The following is a 15,495-nucleotide window of genomic DNA, read 5'->3' on the forward strand; positions in this document are numbered from 1 at the left end:
GCCTAAGCTCACCGCCGTGGACCTCCTCCTCTTCACCGTCGACCCAGCGTGGGGTGCCGACGTGGTCGCCGCGGGTGCGGCCGGGATCGTCGTGGACTGGGAACGGCGCGGCAAGCTCCGCCGCCAGCTCGGCGAGGGCACCCAGATCAACAGCGACACCCCCGCCGACCTCAGCCGCATGCGCGCGGCCACCGACGGGCGGCTGATCTGCCGGGTCAACGGCTTCGGCCCGTGGACGCCGCGCGAGGTGGACGACGCGGTCGCCCGCGGCGCCGACGAGGTCCTGCTGCCGATGGTGCGCACGACCGCGGAGGTCGACCGGACCCTCGACGCCGTCGCCGGCCGCTGCGGGCTGGGCATCCTCGTGGAGACCCGGGACGGGGTGGCGCGCGCGGGCGAGCTCGCCCGTCGGCCGCTGTCCCGGGTGTACGTCGGCCTCAACGACCTGCGCATCGACCGCGGCTCGGACCAGCTGTTCACGCCGCTGGTCGACGGGACGGTGGACGGCGTCCGGGCGGTGGTGCCCGGGCAGTTCGGCGTGGGCGGGCTGACCCTGCCCGAGCGGGGTGCGCCGGTGCCGGCGTGGCTGCTCGCCGCCGAGCTGGTCCGCCTGGGCACCGACTTCACCTTCCTGCGCCGGTCGTTCACCGCCGACATGGCCGGGCGCGACCCGTTCGTCGAGGTGCCGCGGCTGCTCGCCGTCCTCACCGGGCTGGCGACCGCGACCGCCGACGAGGTGGCCGAGCGCCGCGCGGCCTTCGTCGCCGCGGTGACCGGGGTGCCGGTGGCACTACCGGCGTGAGGGCCCTCGTCACCGGTGCCGGCGGGTTCGTCGGCCGGCACCTGGTCGCCCGGCTGCGCGGGGACGGGTGGGACGTCGTCCCGCTGACCCGCGCCTCCGTCGACCTGACCGATGCGGTCGCTGCTGCCGCCTTCGTCCGCGACGCCGACCCGGACGTCGTCTTCTCCCTCGCTGCCGCTCGCCGAAAGGCGACCCCGTCGGAGCGCGCGGACACCGTCGCGGTGAACACGTCGCCGTGGCTGGTCGACGCGCTGCCCTCGCGATGCCGGGTGGTGGTCCGGCTCGGGTCGTCGACGGAGTACGCCGCGGCGCCGGTGCCGCTGGCGGAGGACGCCCCGCTGCAGCCGCGCGGGTTCTTCGGTGCGTCGAAGGCGGCCGGCTCGCTGCTGCTGCAGGCCGCGGCGGCCGAGCGCGGGGTCCGGTCGGCCGTGCTGCGTGCGTTCCAGGTGTACGGGCCCGGCGACCACCCGACCCGGCTGGTGCCGGTCGTGCTCGACGCCGCGCGCACGGGCGCCGCCGTCCCGCTGCCGGCACGCGTGAGCCGGCGCGACTGGGTGTGGGTCGGCGACGTGGTGGACGCGTGCGTGCGGGCGGCTCTCGCGGACGACCTGCCGCCGGGTCAGGTGCTCAACGTCGGCACGGGGGTTCAGACCTCGACCGAGGAGCTGGTGGCCACGGCGTCGCGGGTGACCGGCCGGCCGATCGCTGGCGTCGCCGGTGGCCACCCGGGCCGCGACTGGGACACCGACTGCTGGGTCAGCGACCCCTCGCTGGCGGCGTCGCTGCTGGGCTGGGAGCCGACGGTCGACCTGGCGGAGGGGCTGGCCCGGACCTGGGCCGCGCTGTCGTGAGGGAGGTGTCGTCGTGAGCCGGGTGTCGGTCGTGGTCCCGGTGTACCGGAACGCGGCGACCCTGCCGGCGCTGGTCGACCGGCTGGGGGCCGCGCTGTCCGGTCACAACTGGCGGGTGCGGTTCGTGGTGGACGCGTGCCCGGCCGGCAGTGCGGAGGTGGCTTCCTCGTTGGTGGGCCCGCGGGTCGGGGTGACGGTGCTGCCCGTCAACGGCGGGCAGCACGCCGCCCTGCGGCGGGGACTGGCCGACGAGCCGGACGCCGATGCGTGGGTGTGCATGGACGCCGACCTGCAGGACCCGCCGGAGGCCGTGCCGCTGCTGCTCGACCGGCTGGAGCGCGGCGACGTCGAGGCGGTGTTCGCCGGACGGCGCGGGGCGTACGAGTCGCGGGCGCGGCGGCTCACCGGCGGGCTGCACCGCCGGGTGGCCGCACGGCTGACCGGCCTGCCGCCGGACGCCGGCGCCTTCTTCGCCCTGGGCCCTGCCGTGCGGTCCGCCGTGATGGGGGCGTCGGACGCCCCGAGCGTCGTGCTGGCCGTGGGCCTCGCGCGCCGGCCGGTGACGAGCGTGCCGGTGGAGCGGGACCTGCGGCCGGAGGGGCGCTCGGCGTGGACGACGCGGGCCCGGCTGGAGCAGTCGGCGCGCTCGCTGGGCTGGGCCCTGCGCCACCGGTAGGGCTGCGGATGCCCGGTGCCCCCCTGGGTGTTCTTCGCGCTCCGGGATGCTGCAGGACTTCTGTAGTGCCAGTTTCACTCCAGGAGCCGCGGGCTCACGTCAACAGCCTTCTGAGCTCTGTGGACAGGCCTCTGAGCTGCGGGTTCATCTTGATCGGGACCTGTTCGTCGGCTAGACTTCGAACACTTGATCGAACCGGTGGGAGGTGTCGTGGACGAGCTGCTGGCCTCCCTCGACGCGCTCGCCGCGGAGGACCTGGCCCCGTTGTTCGGCCCGGCGCTGCTGGAGCGGTTGCGCCCGCTGCTGGTGGCGCAGAACCGGATCGCCGCCGAGGTCGCGCGCACGGTGCGGGAGTGCGAGGTGTCCGGCGCCGCCGAGCACGACGGGCTGAAGACGATGGGCTCCTGGCTGCGCGGGCACGGGCACCTGTCCGACGCCCAGGCCGCGCGGATGGTGCGCGCCGGGCGGGCGCTGGCGCACCTGCCGGGGATGGCTCAGGCGTTCGCCGCCGGTGCGGTGACCGGCGAGCAGGCCGCGGTGCTGGGCCGGGTGGCCGAGCCGGCGGCCTTGGCGCTGGCCGCCGAGCAGGGCGTGGACCTGGCCGCGGTGGACGCGGTGCTCACCGAGGTGGCGTCTGCTCGGCCGCATGCGGACACCGCGCGGGCGGTGCGGCACTACCTGGACCGGCTGGACGCCGACGGCCCCGAGCCCGATCCCACCGAGGGCCGCCGGCTGGCGATCACCCGGCACGCCGACGGGTCGGTCACCGGCCGGTTCGACCTGGACGCGGTGGGTGGGGAGCGGCTGCAGACCGCGCTGGAGGCGGTGGTGCAGGCCGGCCGGTGCGCCGGGGATGAGCGCAGCCGGTCCCAGCAGCAGGCCGATGCGCTGGTGCAGCTGTGTGACACCGCCCTGGCCGCCGGGCGGCTGCCGGTGCTGCGCGGGCACAAGCCGCAGGTCATCGTGAAGATCGACGCTGAGGACCTGTTCGGGCCCGGCACCCACCCCGGCGCAGGGGAGATGGGGTTCGGCGCGGCCATCTCCGCGGCCCGGGCCCGCTGGCTGGCCTGCGACAGCCAGGTCACCCGGATCGTGATGGGCCCCGACGGGGTGCCGCTGGACCACGGCCGCAGCCTGCGCCTGGTGCCACCCCACCTGCGCCGGGCCGCGGAGGTCCGCGACGGCGGCTGCGTGTTCAGCGGCTGCGGGGCGCCCACCTCCTGGTGCGACGTGCACCACCTGCTCGAGTGGGTCAACGGCGGCCCGACCAGCCTGGCGAACTCCGCGCTGCTGTGCGAGCGGCACCACACCAAGGTCCACCACGGCTTCCGGGTGGAACGACAACCCGACGGCCGATGGCGCACCTGGCGACCGGACGGCACCGAGATCCTCACCGGACCCCGACTCACCGGTCCGCCCCTCACCGCAGCCGCCTGACCGAGCAGCCGCACCACCCGTCTGCCGCGCACCCGTCACGGGTGCGCGGCTCCCGGTGCGCACAGCAGAGCATCGCTGTCCGAGCAAACTCCTAACCTGGCCGCATGGTCGGCGGCGGTGCGGTTCCCCCAGTCACACGGTGGAGAGACGGCCGGGAGTGGCGCATCGGCAGCGACGCGGACGTGGCGTGGATCAGGGACAGCACTCCGCCGGGACTGTCCATCACGTCGGCGATCCCACCGGTCTTCCCGTCGTACGCGACCGTCCTCGTGCCGAACAAGGACGAGGGTCGAGCAGCGGACCTCGACGTCCTGCTGCGGCTGCTCGGCGAGCAGTCACCCGACCAACCGTGGTGGCTCGGCTACCTCGAGACCGGTGCCGACGACGTCGTCTTCGCCGACGCACCCCGCGTGACGCTGTACGCCGACTGGCGGTACGTGCTCGTCCAGGCGACCCCGGCGGAGGCGGGACGCTGGCGGGCCGATCTCGGGTCGTGGCGGGCTCCCGGACCGGACCTGGTCTTCCCGGCCGACCACTCGTGGCTGGTGTCGTGGCTCTGGGACGACGACTGGCGCTGCGTGGGGGGACCGGCCGCACTCGTCGGCCGGCTGCTGGACCAGCCGCTGCTGCAGGTGCGGCGCGTCGGCCTCCACGAGGACGCCACGCCACCGGGACATGTCGCGCGCTGACTCCCGGCTCTCGCCCGCCGGATGAGGGTCAGCGCTCCCAGAGCTGCACCAGCAGATTGGTCTTGCCGGCGGGGAACTCGTACTCCGCGGTCACCCGCAGGCCGGCGTCCTCGAGGACGCCGTCGTCGTCGGTGGACACCACCTCACCCCGGATCATCCGGCGGACCAGCCACACCCGGTCCGCCGACGCGGGGGCGTCGTCAGGCGGCAGGACGACGTCGGGCCGCAGCTGCGGGGCCGCCGTCCGCACGTAGTGGTCCAGCCCCGTCGCCGAGCGCTGGTCGGCCGCCACGATGGGCTCGCCGGCACGGTGCCGGTCGGCCAGCAGCGCCACCACGTCGTCCGCACGTTCCCGCGGCTCGCGCTCGGCCAGCGGCGCCGCCGCCAGCAGCGAGCACGCCACCAGCAGCCCGGCCACCGGTGCCCGGGCGGCGCGCGGCAGGGTCAGCGCGCCCACCGCCGCCAGCACGCCCAGCCCGAGCAGCCCGGCCAGCAGGTACCGCGGCAGGAAGACCGGCCGCGCGAACTCGGCCAGGACCAGCAGCAGCAGCGGCACGAGGACCCAGCAGGCGCCGACCACCCGCACGCCGACGCCGCGCAGCGCACCCAGCACCGCCAGCCCGAACGTGAGGAACAGCAGCGGCGTCGACCCGCCGGTCCACGCCGCCGCGGCCAGGTCGGCGAGCTCGCCGTCCGTGTCCCGCAGGTGCTCGGCGTTCCGCGACCCGGTCCCGTTGAGCAGGTTCACCCCGATCAGGCCGATGACCGGCAGCGCCGCGATGCCGCCGATCAGCACGATCGGCAGCGCCCGCCGTCCCCGCAGCAGCAGCGCCGCCACCACGAACGCCGCCAGCACCGTGACCGCGTACCAGTGGGAGAGCCCCATCCCCGCGCCCGCCAGGCCGAACAGCGCGAGCCCCCGCGGCGGCTCCTGCAGCCAGCGCACCAGACCGAGCAGCGTGGCCCCGGTCGCCAGCACCGCCAGCCCGTACGGGCGCGCCTCCACCGCCTGCTCGAGCAACAGCGGGTCCGCCGCCAGCACCAGCCCGGCCAGCACCCCCGCCGCCCGCGAGGTCAGCCGGGTCACCGCGCGGGTCACGAGCGCCAGCCCACCGGCGGTCGCCAGCAGCGCAAGCACCCGCAGCGACGTGTCGCCGCCGATGCCCGGCAGCAGCAACCACGTGTGCACCACGAAGTACCAGGGCGCGTTGTACGACGGCGGGACGTCGGCCAGGTAGCTCGTCGTCCCGCGGCCCTCGACGATCGCCGCGAGGATCTCGGCGTACGACCGGCGACCCACCTCGGCGGTGAACAGCTCGTCGAACCACAGCCCGTGCCCGGGCAGCAGCAGCACCGTGCCCAGCAGGACGACCGCCAGCGGTGGCAGCAGCTCGAGGGACGACCAGCGGGGGGACGGCGACGGCGGGGTGACCGGCCGGGGGAGTGCGGACACCCGGTCCGTCGTCGTGCTCACGCCGAGCAGGTTAGGCGACCCTTCCTCCGGCTCCGGACGCGTCGGTGGCGCGTCGTAGCGTCCGCCCCGAGGAGGTTCCGTGGACCCGAGCCCACCGCCGTCGTCGGAGACCGTCGCACGGCGGTTCCGCCGCCAGCCCCGCCGCGACACCGCGCCCGAGCTCGCCGTCCGCCGGCGGCTCCACGCCCGCGGCGTCCGCTACCGCGTCGACGTCCGCCCGAGTCCCGCGACACGGGCTCGCGGCGACCTCGTCTGGAAGGGGCGGCGGCTGGTCGTCTTCCTCGACGGCTGCTTCTGGCATGCCTGCCCTGAGTGCGGCCACCTGCCGCACGCCAACAGCGCCTGGTGGGCCGCCAAATTGGCCGGCAACACCGCACGCGACCGCCGGGCCGACGCGGTGCTGCGTGCCGAGGGCTGGCGGGTGCTGCGCTTCTGGGAGCACGAGGACCCCGACGCGGTCGCCGACGCGATCTGCCGGGCGCTGGGCCGCCCGGTGTCCGGGGAGGTCAGTTCCCCCGGTGCCGTGACCGCAGCCAGTACGGGACCGCGAGCCACCACCAGAGCAGGAAGACGGCGACCGCACCGGCGGTGACCCACGCGAGGGTCAGGTCGAACAGCACGTCGGTCACCAGCAGCACGGCGCCGACGATCGCCAGCGCCAGCACCGTCAGGCCGAGGAACGCCGACCGGTTGCTGCGCTGCAGCAGTGCCTCCTTGTCGTGCTGCCGGAACAGCACCCGGTGCTGGGCGGCGGGTGCGATGAGCAGCCCGGTCGCCACCGCGGCGGCCAGCAGCGTCGCGAGGTAGACGTCGCGCTGGAAGTCGCTGAGCTCGGGAGCCTGCGGCGAGAACGGCACGATGAGCAGGAACGCGAACAGGAACTGCACCCCGGGCAGCGCGACCCGGAGCTCGTTGAGCAGTTCCATGAGCTCCCGGTCGACGCGCTCCTTGCGGCTCTCCTCCGACGAGTCGTCGCGGCGCTGCGCAGTCCGCACGTCGGTCATCGCCCTCACCGCCCTCGTTCACCTGCCGTTCACCTTCGGCGGGATGGTGCCACGCGGCGGCGCCGGGTACGCGGAGTTCGAACGCCCCACCTGACAGGAGGACGACGGCATCCCGGCCGCCGACCCCGGAGCCGGCGCACCGCCCCCGGCGGACGGGTTCGGCGTCGGCGGCGAGGAGCCAGACCGGCCCGAGGAGACGGACGCCGTGCCTCCGGCCGGTGACGCGGCACGTGCCGACACCCCGTTCCGCACCCCCGACCCGGGTGAGGTCGGACGAGGCTGAGCGGCCGGATGCGCGACGAGGCCCGGCGGACCGCAGATCAGCGGTCGGCCGGGCCTCGTCGCGTCGTGCGGGGTCAGCCCCGGACGGCGGCCAGCGCGCGGTCGACCAGGTCGAAGTGGCCGACCGCCCAGAAGACGACACCGGCCGCCACCAGGCCGCCGATCGTCACCGCCGCCGAGCTCACCGGGTGCTGCTTGGCGTGCGCCCAGGTGTCGCGGGCCTTCTTGCGGAAGGTCACGAAGATCCGCCGCGCCCACTCGAACTCCGTGGACCACACCCACAGCCCCACCAGGATCGGCGGGATGGTGAGCGGCCCGGGCAGCACGGTCAGCGCCAGGCCGAGCAGGACGAACAGCAGCCCGGCGACGAAAACCCCCACCCGGTAGGCGATGCCCAGGCCCGGCTTCTGCCGGATGCGGTCCCGCCACGAGCCCGGCTCCACCGGTCGCGGCTTGCCCAGGCCGTCGGTGCAGTCGGCGCACCGGGTGGCGCCTCCGCGGGCATGCGTGTCCTGGGTGTCGAGGGTGCGGGTCACCGGTGCTCCTGGCTCGGGTAGGGGTGCTGCGGGGACGGTCAGCGCTGGGCGAGCCCGCGCGCGACCTCGCTGGGCCGCTGCTGCTCACCGGCGTAGGAGCTGACCACCACGAGCGCGCCGGTCAGAGCCGGGATCACCCACTGCAGCTGGTCGAGCTTGGCCTGCGCCGCGGCGACCTCGGCCTTGGCGCGCTTGCTGGGCTTGGTGCCGGACCGGGACGGCGTGCCGCCGGCGTCGGAGACGACCTTGCCCAGCGCCCGGCTGTAGGCGGTGACGCCCAGCGCTGCTGCGGTCAACGCCGTCTTGAGCGTGCTCATTCCGGCCACGCCCTCCTGGTTGGCCACCCGCCGGCGGTTGGCCTGCAGCTGGCCGATGCTGCCGATCAGGTGCGCGCCGATGGCCGCGGCGTTGACCGGCGTCCACCGGTCCCAGCCGGCGTTGGCGACCCGGCCGGTGTCCGATGCGCTGCCGGCCTCGGCGGCCGCGGCGTTGAGCGCGACGGCGTTGGCCAGCGTGCCGCCGAACCAGGCGGAGAGTCCGAGGTCGTGCAGCGAGCGGGACAGGGTGTTGCGGGCCATTGCAGAACTCCTCGAGAGGGGGGATCGGTGGAGCCGCTCTACCCCGCCGATCGCGTTCCCACTCCGTGGTGCGTCATCAGGTGCCGTAGCGCACCGCCGCCCGCCTGCGCGCCTTGGCCGCCTCCTCCTCGCGGTCCTTGGGCGGCGCGGTGGTCACCAGCTCGGCGAGCAGCCGCGCGGAGACCTCGGCGACCTCGGCCACCGCGCGGTCGAACGCCGCCGCGTTGGCCCGCGACGGCCGGGCCGTCCCGCTGATCTTGCGCACGTACTGCAGCGCGGCCGCCTGCACCTCCTCGTCGGTGACGGGCGGGTCGAAGTTGGCCAGCGGCCGGATGTTGCGGCACATGCGGGGAGCGTAGGAGCGCGGGCCGCCGTCCGGGAGGGTCAGCCGGCGAAGCCGGCCCGGTCCACGCGGCGGTGGTAGCCGGTGCCCAGCGCGCCACCGAGCACCGCGCCCAGCAGCGTGGCCCCCGCGGCGGCGCCCAGCGTGGCCAGCCCGGCGGTGGTCGCGGTGCCCTCGCCGACGGGGATGCGCGGCAGCTCCAGCCGGGCCAGCACGTTGAACTCGCTGCCCAGCACCGCCACCGCACCGGCCACCAGCAGGACGACGACCAGGCCGACCAGCCACACCGCCAGGCCCTGCCGGACGCCGGAGAAGCGGGCCATCCGCCCGGCCACGTACCCACCGGCGAGGAAGGAGACGAACAGGACGACGAGCAGCGCCACCGCACCGCGCAGCCCGATCGTCTCCGCCGACGCACCCGCGGTCAGGCCGAGTGCGACACCGCCCGCCGACACCAGCGCGAGCAGCAGCACCGCGAGACCGGTCGCCGACAGCCAGCCGAAGAACGCCGCGCCCCACTTGGTCCCGCCGAACACCGACTGCTGGACGGCCACGGCCTCGCGCGCCGGGTCGCGGGTGGCCGGGGCGCCGTCGCGGGCGGGCAGGGTGCGGCCGGTGCGCGCCATGACGGGCCTCCTGGGGAAGATCGGGCCTGCCGGTGCAGTGCCCGGCGGCGGTCGGCGCAAACGGGAGGGGACGGCGTGGCGGTGCTGCTGGTGGACGCCGCCAACACGGTCGGCGCCCGGCCCGACGGCTGGTGGCGCGACCGGGCCGGCGCGACCTCCCGGCTGCTCGCCCGGCTGGCCCCGCTGGCCGGGCGCGACCTGCCCGCACCCGGCGGCGGCCGGGTGCGCTGCGACGAGGTGGTCGCGGTCGTCGAGGGGGCGGCGCGAGGGGTGGACGCCCCGGACGGCGTGACCCTGGTGCGGGCACCCGGCAGCGGGGACGACGCCCTGGCCGCCACCGCCGCCGCGCTGGTCGCGGACGGGCGGGAGCTGCTGGTGGTCACCGCCGACCGGGGCCTGCGCGCCCGGCTGCCCGGGAGCGCCGCCGTCACCGGCCCCGGCTGGCTGTACGACCTGCTGCCTGCATGACCACGCGAGCCCGCGGGTAGAGCGACTCCAACGACGCGCTCCGGACCGGTCCGCGCGTATCCCCTCCCCAGACCCGAGGAGCCGCATGCCGCCGACCGCTGCGCCGTCCCGCCCCCTGACCGCCCTCGTCACCGGCGCCTCGAGCGGGATCGGCCGGGCCACCGTGCACGACCTGGCGGCCCGCGGCGCCCGGCTGGTGCTCCTCGCCCGGGGCCGCGAGGCGCTGGAGGAGACCGCCGCCGAGGCGCGGGCGAGAGGCGTCGCCGAGGTCCTCGTCTGCCCTGCCGACGTCGCCGACGCCAAGGCCGTGCAGCGGGTGGTCGAGACCGCCGTCGAGCGCCTGGGCCGGCTCGACGCGGTGATCCACTCCGCGCAGACCATGGCCTACGGCCGGATCGAGGACGTGCCCCGCGAGGTGTTCGAGAGCGTCGTCGACACCTCGCTGCACGGCACGGCCAACCTCGCCCGCACCGTGCTGCCGGTCTTCCGCGCCCAGGGCGCCGGGCACCTCGTCGTCGTCAGCTCGCTGCTGGCCGAGGTGACCGCGCCGCTCATGGGCACCTACGCCGCGGCGAAGTGGGGGCAGCTGGGGCTGGTCCGCACGCTGCAGCAGGAGACCCGGGACGTGCCGGGCGTGCACGTGTCCGCCGTCGCGCCCGGCGGGGTCAACACCCCGATCTACTACCAGGGCGCGACGTGGGCCGGCAGCACCGGCCGGCCGCCACCCCCGGTGTACTCCCCGGAGCGGGTGGCGCGCGCGGTGGTGGCCCGGCTGGACCGGCCGCGGCGGCTGGTGCAGGCCGGTATCGCCAACCCGGTGGTCATCGCCGGCTTCCGGCTGCTGCCGGCCGTCTACGACGCGCTGGTCGGCCCGCTGTTCCGGGTCTTCGCCCTGGCCGGTGACGGCGCGCCGCCGACCGAGGGCAACGTCTTCGCCTCCCGGCCCGAGCGCAACGCCAAGGACGGGCGCTGGCACGGCGTCTGAGATCTCATCCCCAGCGGCTGTGGCCGTCGGTCAGGCCCTCCTCGAAGGCCGCGACCACCCCGGCGGCGACGTCGCGCAGCTTGACGTTGCGACGCTGGGAGGCGATCCGCAGCAGATCGAACGCCCGCGCCGCGGTGCACCGCTCCTGCGCCATGAGGAGGCCGACCGCCTGCCCGATGGTGGCCCGGGTGTCCAGCCCGCCCAGCAGCGACTGGGCGCGCTCGTCGCTGTCGGCGATCCGCAGCGCCACGGTCAGCGCGCCGGTGGCCTGGCCCGCCCAGCGGGCGGCGGTCGCCTCGTCGTCGGCGCCGAACGCCCGGGGCGCGGTGGCGTAGAAGTTCAGCGCGCCGCTGCTGTGACCCTCGACGACCAGGGGCAGCGACAGCGACGACCGGACGCCGAGCTCCGCGGCCCGCGCGGGATAGGGCGCCCATCGGTCCTCGGCGGCCATGTCCTCGACCCGGATGACGGTGCCGGTACGCATCGACTCCAGGCACGGCCCGGTGTCCACCTCGTACTGCCGCTCGTCGGCCCGGTCGGCCAGCGGGCCGGTGCTGGCCACGGTGACCCCGGTCGAGTGGCGGGTCAGCGTCAGGCCGCACGCGCGGGCGGCCGGCACCTGCCGCGCGGCCAGGTGGACCAGGTCGTGGAGGAAGGTGTCCAGGTCCCGGCCGGACGCCAGCAGCGCCACCAGGTCGCCGTCGTCCGGACCCACCATCGTCGCCACTGCCGTCCGTCCTCCGAGTCGCGCGCCATCCGGTGGCGCGCCGCCGGCCGATCATCCCGCATCCGCACCGGGTCGTGACAGCCTCGACCGCGGCGCTGCGGTGAACGGCGTGTTGCGCCCGCCGCAGGCCGTTGACCCGGCCAGGGCGCGGGACCACGCTGGCCCTCCCCGCCTCCGGCGGGCCGACCGCGGAGGCGCCCGTGACCGTCGATCCGACCGCCCGTCCCACCCCGTCCCGACCGGCCCACGCCGGCGTCGAGGCCGAGCGGGTCGACGCCGGCTACCTGGAGAAGCGCCGGCTGCGCACCGGGACGGCGGGCTGGCTGCTGCTGGCCGGTCTCGGCGTCTCGGCGGTCATCTCCGGGGACTACGCCGGCTGGAACTTCGGTCTGGCCGAGGGCGGGTTCGGCGGGCTGCTGATCGCCACCGTGCTCATGGCGGTCATGTACACCGCGATGGTGTTCGGGCTGGCCGAGCTCGGCTCCGCGCTGCCGACCGCCGGTGGTGGCTACACCTTCGCCCGCCGCGCGCTCGGCCCGTGGGGCGGCTACGCGACCGGCGTCGCGGTGCTCATCGAGTACGCGATCGCGCCGGCCGCGATCGCCACCTTCATCGGCGCCTACGTCGAGTCCCTCGGGCTGTTCGGCATCACCGACGGCTGGTGGGTCTACCTCGCCGTCTACGCCCTGTTCGTCGGCATCCACCTGCTCGGCGTCGGCGAGGCGCTCAAGGCGATGTTCGCCGTCACCGTGGTCGCGCTCGCCGGCCTGGTGGTGTTCCTCGTGGGCGCCGTGCCGCGGTTCGACCCGGCCAACCTGCTCGACATCGCGCCCACCGACGCCGCCGGCGCCTCGGCCTTCCTGCCCTACGGGATCCTCGGGATCTGGGCGGCGTTCCCGTTCGCGATCTGGTTCTTCCTCGCGGTGGAGAGCGTGCCGCTGGCCGCCGAGGAGGCCCGCGACCCGGCCCGGTCGATGCCGCGGGGGATCGTCGCGGCGATGGGCGTGCTCGTCGTCCTCGCCGTCCTCATGCTGGTGTTCACCCCGGGCGCGGCCGGGTCCTCGGCGATCGCTGAGTCGGGCAACCCGCCGGTCGACGCGCTGGCGGGGGCCGGGGCGTCCGAGGGGCTGACCACGGTCGTCAACTACGCCGGCCTCTTCGGGCTGGTCGCCAGCTTCTTCTCGATCATCTACGCGTACTCGCGGCAGACCTTCGCGCTGTCCCGCGCCGGCTACCTGCCGCGCGCCCTGTCGGTGACCAACGCGCGCAAGGCCCCGGTGCTGGCGCTGCTGGTGCCCGGGGCGATCGGCTTCGTGCTGTCGCTCACCGGGCAGGGCGCGATGCTGCTCAACATGGCGGTCTTCGGGGCGACGGTGTCCTACGTGCTGATGATGGTCAGCCACATCGTGCTGCGCCGCCGCGAGCCGGACCTGCCGCGCCCGTACCGCACGCCGGGCGGGACGGCGACCACCGGCGTCGCGCTGGTGCTGGCCGCCGCCGCGGTCGTGGCCACCTTCCTCGTCGACGTCACCGCCGCGCTGTGGACGCTCGCGGCCTACGCCGCCTTCCTCGCGTACTTCGCCCTCTACAGCCGCCACCACCTGGTGGCCTCGGCGCCGGAGGAGGAGTTCGAGCTGCTGGCCGACGCGGAGGAGGACGTCCGATGACGGCGCGCCGGGCCACCGTCGGCGGGCACACCTACGAGTTCCCCACCCTGGTCGAGCTGATGGCGAGGGCGACACCGGCCCGCTCCGGCGACGTCCTCGCCGGGTGCGCGGCGGAGTCGGCCGCCGAGCGGGTCGCCGCGCAGACGGTGCTCGCCGACCTGCCGCTGGCCACCTTCCTCGACGAGCAGGTGGTCGGCTACGACGAGGACGACGTCACGCGGCTGGTCCTGGACACCCACGACCCGGACGCCTTCGCGCCGGTCGCCTCGCTGACGGTGGGGGAGTTCCGCGACCGGCTGCTGGCCTGGGCCGCCGCGGGCGACGAGGCGGCGATCAGCGCCCTGGCCCCCGGGCTGACCCCGGAGATGGTCGCGGCCACGTCGAAGCTGATGCGCAACGCCGACCTGGTCGCCGTCGGCCGGCGCACCCGGGTGGTCACCGGGCTGCGCAGCACCCTGGGCCTGCCCGGGCGGCTGGCGTCGCGGCTGCAGCCCAACCACCCGACCGACGACCCGCTGGGCGTGACGGCGTCCATCGTCGACGGGCTGCTGCAGGGCTGCGGCGACGCCGTCATCGGCATCAACCCCGCCACCGACTCGCCGGCCCGCACGGTCGCGCTGCTCGAGCTGGTCGACGAGGTGATCAGCCGGTACGGCATCCCGACCCAGTCCTGCGTGCTCGCGCACGTGACCACCACGCTGCGGGCGCTGGAGGCCGGCGCGCCGGTGGACCTGGTGTTCCAGTCCGTCGCCGGCACCCAGCCGGCCAACCGCGGCTTCGGTGTCACCCTCGACCTGCTCGCCGAGGCCCGCGCCGGGGCGCTGGCGCTGGGCCGCGGCACGGTCGGGGCGAACGTCACCTACTTCGAGACCGGGCAGGGCTCGGCGCTGTCGGCCGACGCGCACCACGGCATCGGCGGCCGGCCGGTGGACCAGCAGACGCTGGAGGCCCGCGCGTACGCCGTCGCCCGGCACTTCGAGCCACTGCTGGTCAACACCGTCGTCGGCTTCATCGGCCCGGAGTACCTCTACGACGGCAAGCAGGTGTTGCGCGCGGGGCTGGAGGACCACTTCTGCGGCAAGCTCCTCGGCCTGCCGATGGGCGTGGACGTCTGCTACACGAACCACGCCGAGGTCGACGAGGACGACATGGACTCCCTCATGCTGCTGCTCGGCGCGGCGGGCTGCACGTTCCTCATCGCCGTCCCGGGGATGGACGACGTGATGCTGCACTACCAGTCGCTGGCCTTCTCCGACGTGCTGACCACCCGCTCGGTGCTCGGGCTGCGCCCGGCGCCGGAGTTCGAGGCGTGGCTGGCGCGGATGGACCTGCTCGACGAGGCCGGCCGGGTCCGCGAGCTGACCGCGGACGCGCCCGCGGCCCGGGCCCTGCTCGCGGCGGCGTCGGCATGACCGTCCCGGAGAGCCAATATCGCGATAAAGGCGACCCGTGGGCGGTGCTCCGCGCGGCCACCCGCGCCCGGGTCGCGCTCGGCCGGGCCGGCGACGCGCTGCCGACCGCCCGGGAGCTGGAGTTCCGCGCCGCGCACGCGGCCGCCCGCGACGCGGTGCACCAGCCGCTGCACCCGGACGTGGTCCGCGCCGCACTGCCGGACGTCGAGCTGCTCGAGGTGCACTCCGCCGCGCCCGACCGCGCCACCTACCTGCAGCGCCCCGACCTCGGCCGGCAGCTGGCGGAGGGCACGGAGCTGCCGCGGGTGGGTGCGGACCTCGCGGTGGTCGTCGCCGACGGGCTCTCGCCGCGGGCGGTGCACGAGCACGCCGCCGGGCTGGTCACCGCGCTGCTGGACCGGCTGCCCGGGTGGAGCCTCGCCCCGCTGGTCCTGGCGCACCAGGCCCGCGTGGCGCTGGGCGACGCGGTGGCCGACGCGCTGGGGGCCCGCGCCGTCGTCGTGCTGATCGGGGAGCGGCCGGGGCTGTCCTCGGCGGACTCGCTCGGCGTCTACCTGACCTGGGACCCGCGCCCGGGGCGGGCGGACTCCGAGCGCAACTGCGTCTCGAACGTGCGCCCGCCGCACGGGCTGTCCTACGCGCAGGCCGCCGACACCGTGGCCGCGCTGCTGGGCGCCGCCCGCGAGCTCGGCGCGTCCGGCGTGGTGCTCAAGGACGAGGGCCCGGCGCTGCCCGCCGGCGCCGGCTGAGCGCAGCGACGGGGACGGGCGACCGCGTCGGCGTCGCCGGGCGGACGACCCAGAACGACGCTCGGCGACACCGGCGGGCGCGTGCAGTGTCGACCCCGCCGTCCCGCCGGGGAAGGGGTCTGGCGGCGGCCGGGTGTGGTGGTCGCCGTCCGTCCCCGCCTCGGTGGTGCAGGGTCACCGCGGCTCGGC

Annotated in this window: 18 protein-coding genes; 11 read left to right on the top strand and 7 right to left on the bottom strand. The window is 75.8% G+C overall.

Annotated features, from left to right (window positions below; translation table 11 throughout):
- Positions 1-16: 16 nt before the first annotated feature.
- From BLR12_RS19735 to BLR12_RS24720, 5 genes are all read left to right on the top strand, one after another.
- Entirely contained in the window at positions 17-802 is a 786-nt protein-coding gene (locus BLR12_RS19735; protein WP_255363650.1) for an aldolase, read from the top strand.
- Positions 799-1,653 (top strand): NAD-dependent epimerase/dehydratase family protein, encoded by an 855-nt coding sequence (locus tag BLR12_RS19740; RefSeq protein ID WP_091381725.1) that lies wholly within the window; start codon positions 799-801, stop codon positions 1,651-1,653. The genes BLR12_RS19735 and BLR12_RS19740 overlap by 4 nt, the downstream gene beginning before the upstream one ends.
- 13 nt (positions 1,654-1,666) lie before the next feature.
- Positions 1,667-2,329 carry a glycosyltransferase gene (locus BLR12_RS19745; RefSeq protein WP_091381726.1) on the top strand — a complete coding sequence of 221 codons (663 nt, stop codon included), beginning with the start codon at positions 1,667-1,669 and terminating at the stop codon, positions 2,327-2,329.
- A 210-nt stretch (positions 2,330-2,539) separates the two neighbouring features.
- On the top strand, positions 2,540-3,766 hold the full coding sequence (locus BLR12_RS19750; protein ID WP_091381728.1) for an HNH endonuclease signature motif containing protein: 1,227 nt from the start codon (positions 2,540-2,542) through the stop codon (positions 3,764-3,766).
- 182 nt (positions 3,767-3,948) lie between these two features.
- On the top strand, positions 3,949-4,455 hold the full coding sequence (locus BLR12_RS24720) for a hypothetical protein (RefSeq protein WP_218120755.1): 507 nt from the start codon (positions 3,949-3,951) through the stop codon (positions 4,453-4,455).
- Positions 4,456-4,483: 28 nt separating this feature from the next.
- Here BLR12_RS24720 and BLR12_RS19760 read toward each other — a convergent pair whose 3' ends face one another.
- The gene (locus BLR12_RS19760; RefSeq protein ID WP_255363651.1) at positions 4,484-5,929 is read right to left on the bottom strand and encodes a glycosyltransferase family protein; all 1,446 of its coding nucleotides are present in this window, start codon (positions 5,927-5,929) and stop codon (positions 4,484-4,486) included.
- Between the two features lie 79 nt (positions 5,930-6,008).
- Between BLR12_RS19760 and BLR12_RS19765 the strand changes: the two genes are divergently transcribed.
- A complete protein-coding gene (locus BLR12_RS19765) occupies positions 6,009-6,521 on the top strand; it encodes a very short patch repair endonuclease (RefSeq protein ID WP_091381729.1) in 513 nt (170 codons plus the stop codon).
- Here the strand turns inward: BLR12_RS19765 and BLR12_RS19770 are convergent.
- From BLR12_RS19770 to BLR12_RS19790, 5 genes are all read right to left on the bottom strand, one after another.
- Positions 6,436-6,933: a DUF6328 family protein gene (locus BLR12_RS19770; protein WP_091381731.1), complete on the bottom strand. Its 498-nt coding sequence runs from the start codon at positions 6,931-6,933 to the stop codon at positions 6,436-6,438. The genes BLR12_RS19765 and BLR12_RS19770 overlap by 86 nt on opposite strands.
- 356 nt (positions 6,934-7,289) lie before the next feature.
- Positions 7,290-7,751 carry a PGPGW domain-containing protein gene (locus BLR12_RS19775; protein ID WP_176832607.1) on the bottom strand — a complete coding sequence of 154 codons (462 nt, stop codon included), beginning with the start codon at positions 7,749-7,751 and terminating at the stop codon, positions 7,290-7,292.
- Positions 7,752-7,789: 38 nt separating this feature from the next.
- The gene (locus tag BLR12_RS19780) at positions 7,790-8,329 is read right to left on the bottom strand and encodes a hypothetical protein (protein ID WP_091381735.1); all 540 of its coding nucleotides are present in this window, start codon (positions 8,327-8,329) and stop codon (positions 7,790-7,792) included.
- Between the two features lie 76 nt (positions 8,330-8,405).
- Positions 8,406-8,675, bottom strand: a complete 270-nt coding sequence (locus BLR12_RS19785) for a DUF2277 domain-containing protein (protein ID WP_091381737.1) — start codon at positions 8,673-8,675, stop codon at positions 8,406-8,408.
- Between the two features lie 38 nt (positions 8,676-8,713).
- Positions 8,714-9,298: a hypothetical protein gene (locus tag BLR12_RS19790; protein WP_091381739.1), complete on the bottom strand. Its 585-nt coding sequence runs from the start codon at positions 9,296-9,298 to the stop codon at positions 8,714-8,716.
- Between the two features lie 75 nt (positions 9,299-9,373).
- On the opposite strand from BLR12_RS19790, the gene BLR12_RS19795 reads away from it, so the two are divergent.
- A complete protein-coding gene (locus tag BLR12_RS19795) occupies positions 9,374-9,766 on the top strand; it encodes a hypothetical protein (RefSeq protein WP_091381741.1) in 393 nt (130 codons plus the stop codon).
- A gap of 85 nt (positions 9,767-9,851) precedes the next feature.
- Complete coding sequence (locus BLR12_RS19800) at positions 9,852-10,751, top strand: SDR family NAD(P)-dependent oxidoreductase (protein ID WP_091381743.1); 900 nt, start codon at positions 9,852-9,854, stop codon at positions 10,749-10,751.
- 4 nt (positions 10,752-10,755) lie between these two features.
- Here BLR12_RS19800 and BLR12_RS19805 read toward each other — a convergent pair whose 3' ends face one another.
- Positions 10,756-11,469 carry a GAF and ANTAR domain-containing protein gene (locus tag BLR12_RS19805; RefSeq protein ID WP_091381971.1) on the bottom strand — a complete coding sequence of 238 codons (714 nt, stop codon included), beginning with the start codon at positions 11,467-11,469 and terminating at the stop codon, positions 10,756-10,758.
- 209 nt (positions 11,470-11,678) lie between these two features.
- Between BLR12_RS19805 and eat the strand changes: the two genes are divergently transcribed.
- The 3 genes from eat to eutC are packed head-to-tail and all read left to right on the top strand — an operon-like array spanning position 11,679 to position 15,306.
- A complete protein-coding gene (gene eat, locus BLR12_RS19810) occupies positions 11,679-13,145 on the top strand; it encodes an ethanolamine permease (RefSeq protein ID WP_218120757.1) in 1,467 nt (488 codons plus the stop codon).
- Complete coding sequence (locus BLR12_RS19815; protein WP_091381746.1) at positions 13,142-14,557, top strand: ethanolamine ammonia-lyase subunit EutB; 1,416 nt, start codon at positions 13,142-13,144, stop codon at positions 14,555-14,557. Before eat ends, BLR12_RS19815 begins: the two co-directional genes overlap by 4 nt.
- Positions 14,554-15,306 (top strand): ethanolamine ammonia-lyase subunit EutC, encoded by a 753-nt coding sequence (gene eutC, locus BLR12_RS19820; RefSeq protein WP_091381748.1) that lies wholly within the window; start codon positions 14,554-14,556, stop codon positions 15,304-15,306. The genes BLR12_RS19815 and eutC overlap by 4 nt, the downstream gene beginning before the upstream one ends.
- Positions 15,307-15,495: the final 189 nt, after the last annotated feature.

This window comes from Geodermatophilus sp. DSM 45219 (assembly GCF_900104025.1).
Classification (GTDB): Bacteria; Actinomycetota; Actinomycetes; order Mycobacteriales; family Geodermatophilaceae; genus Geodermatophilus.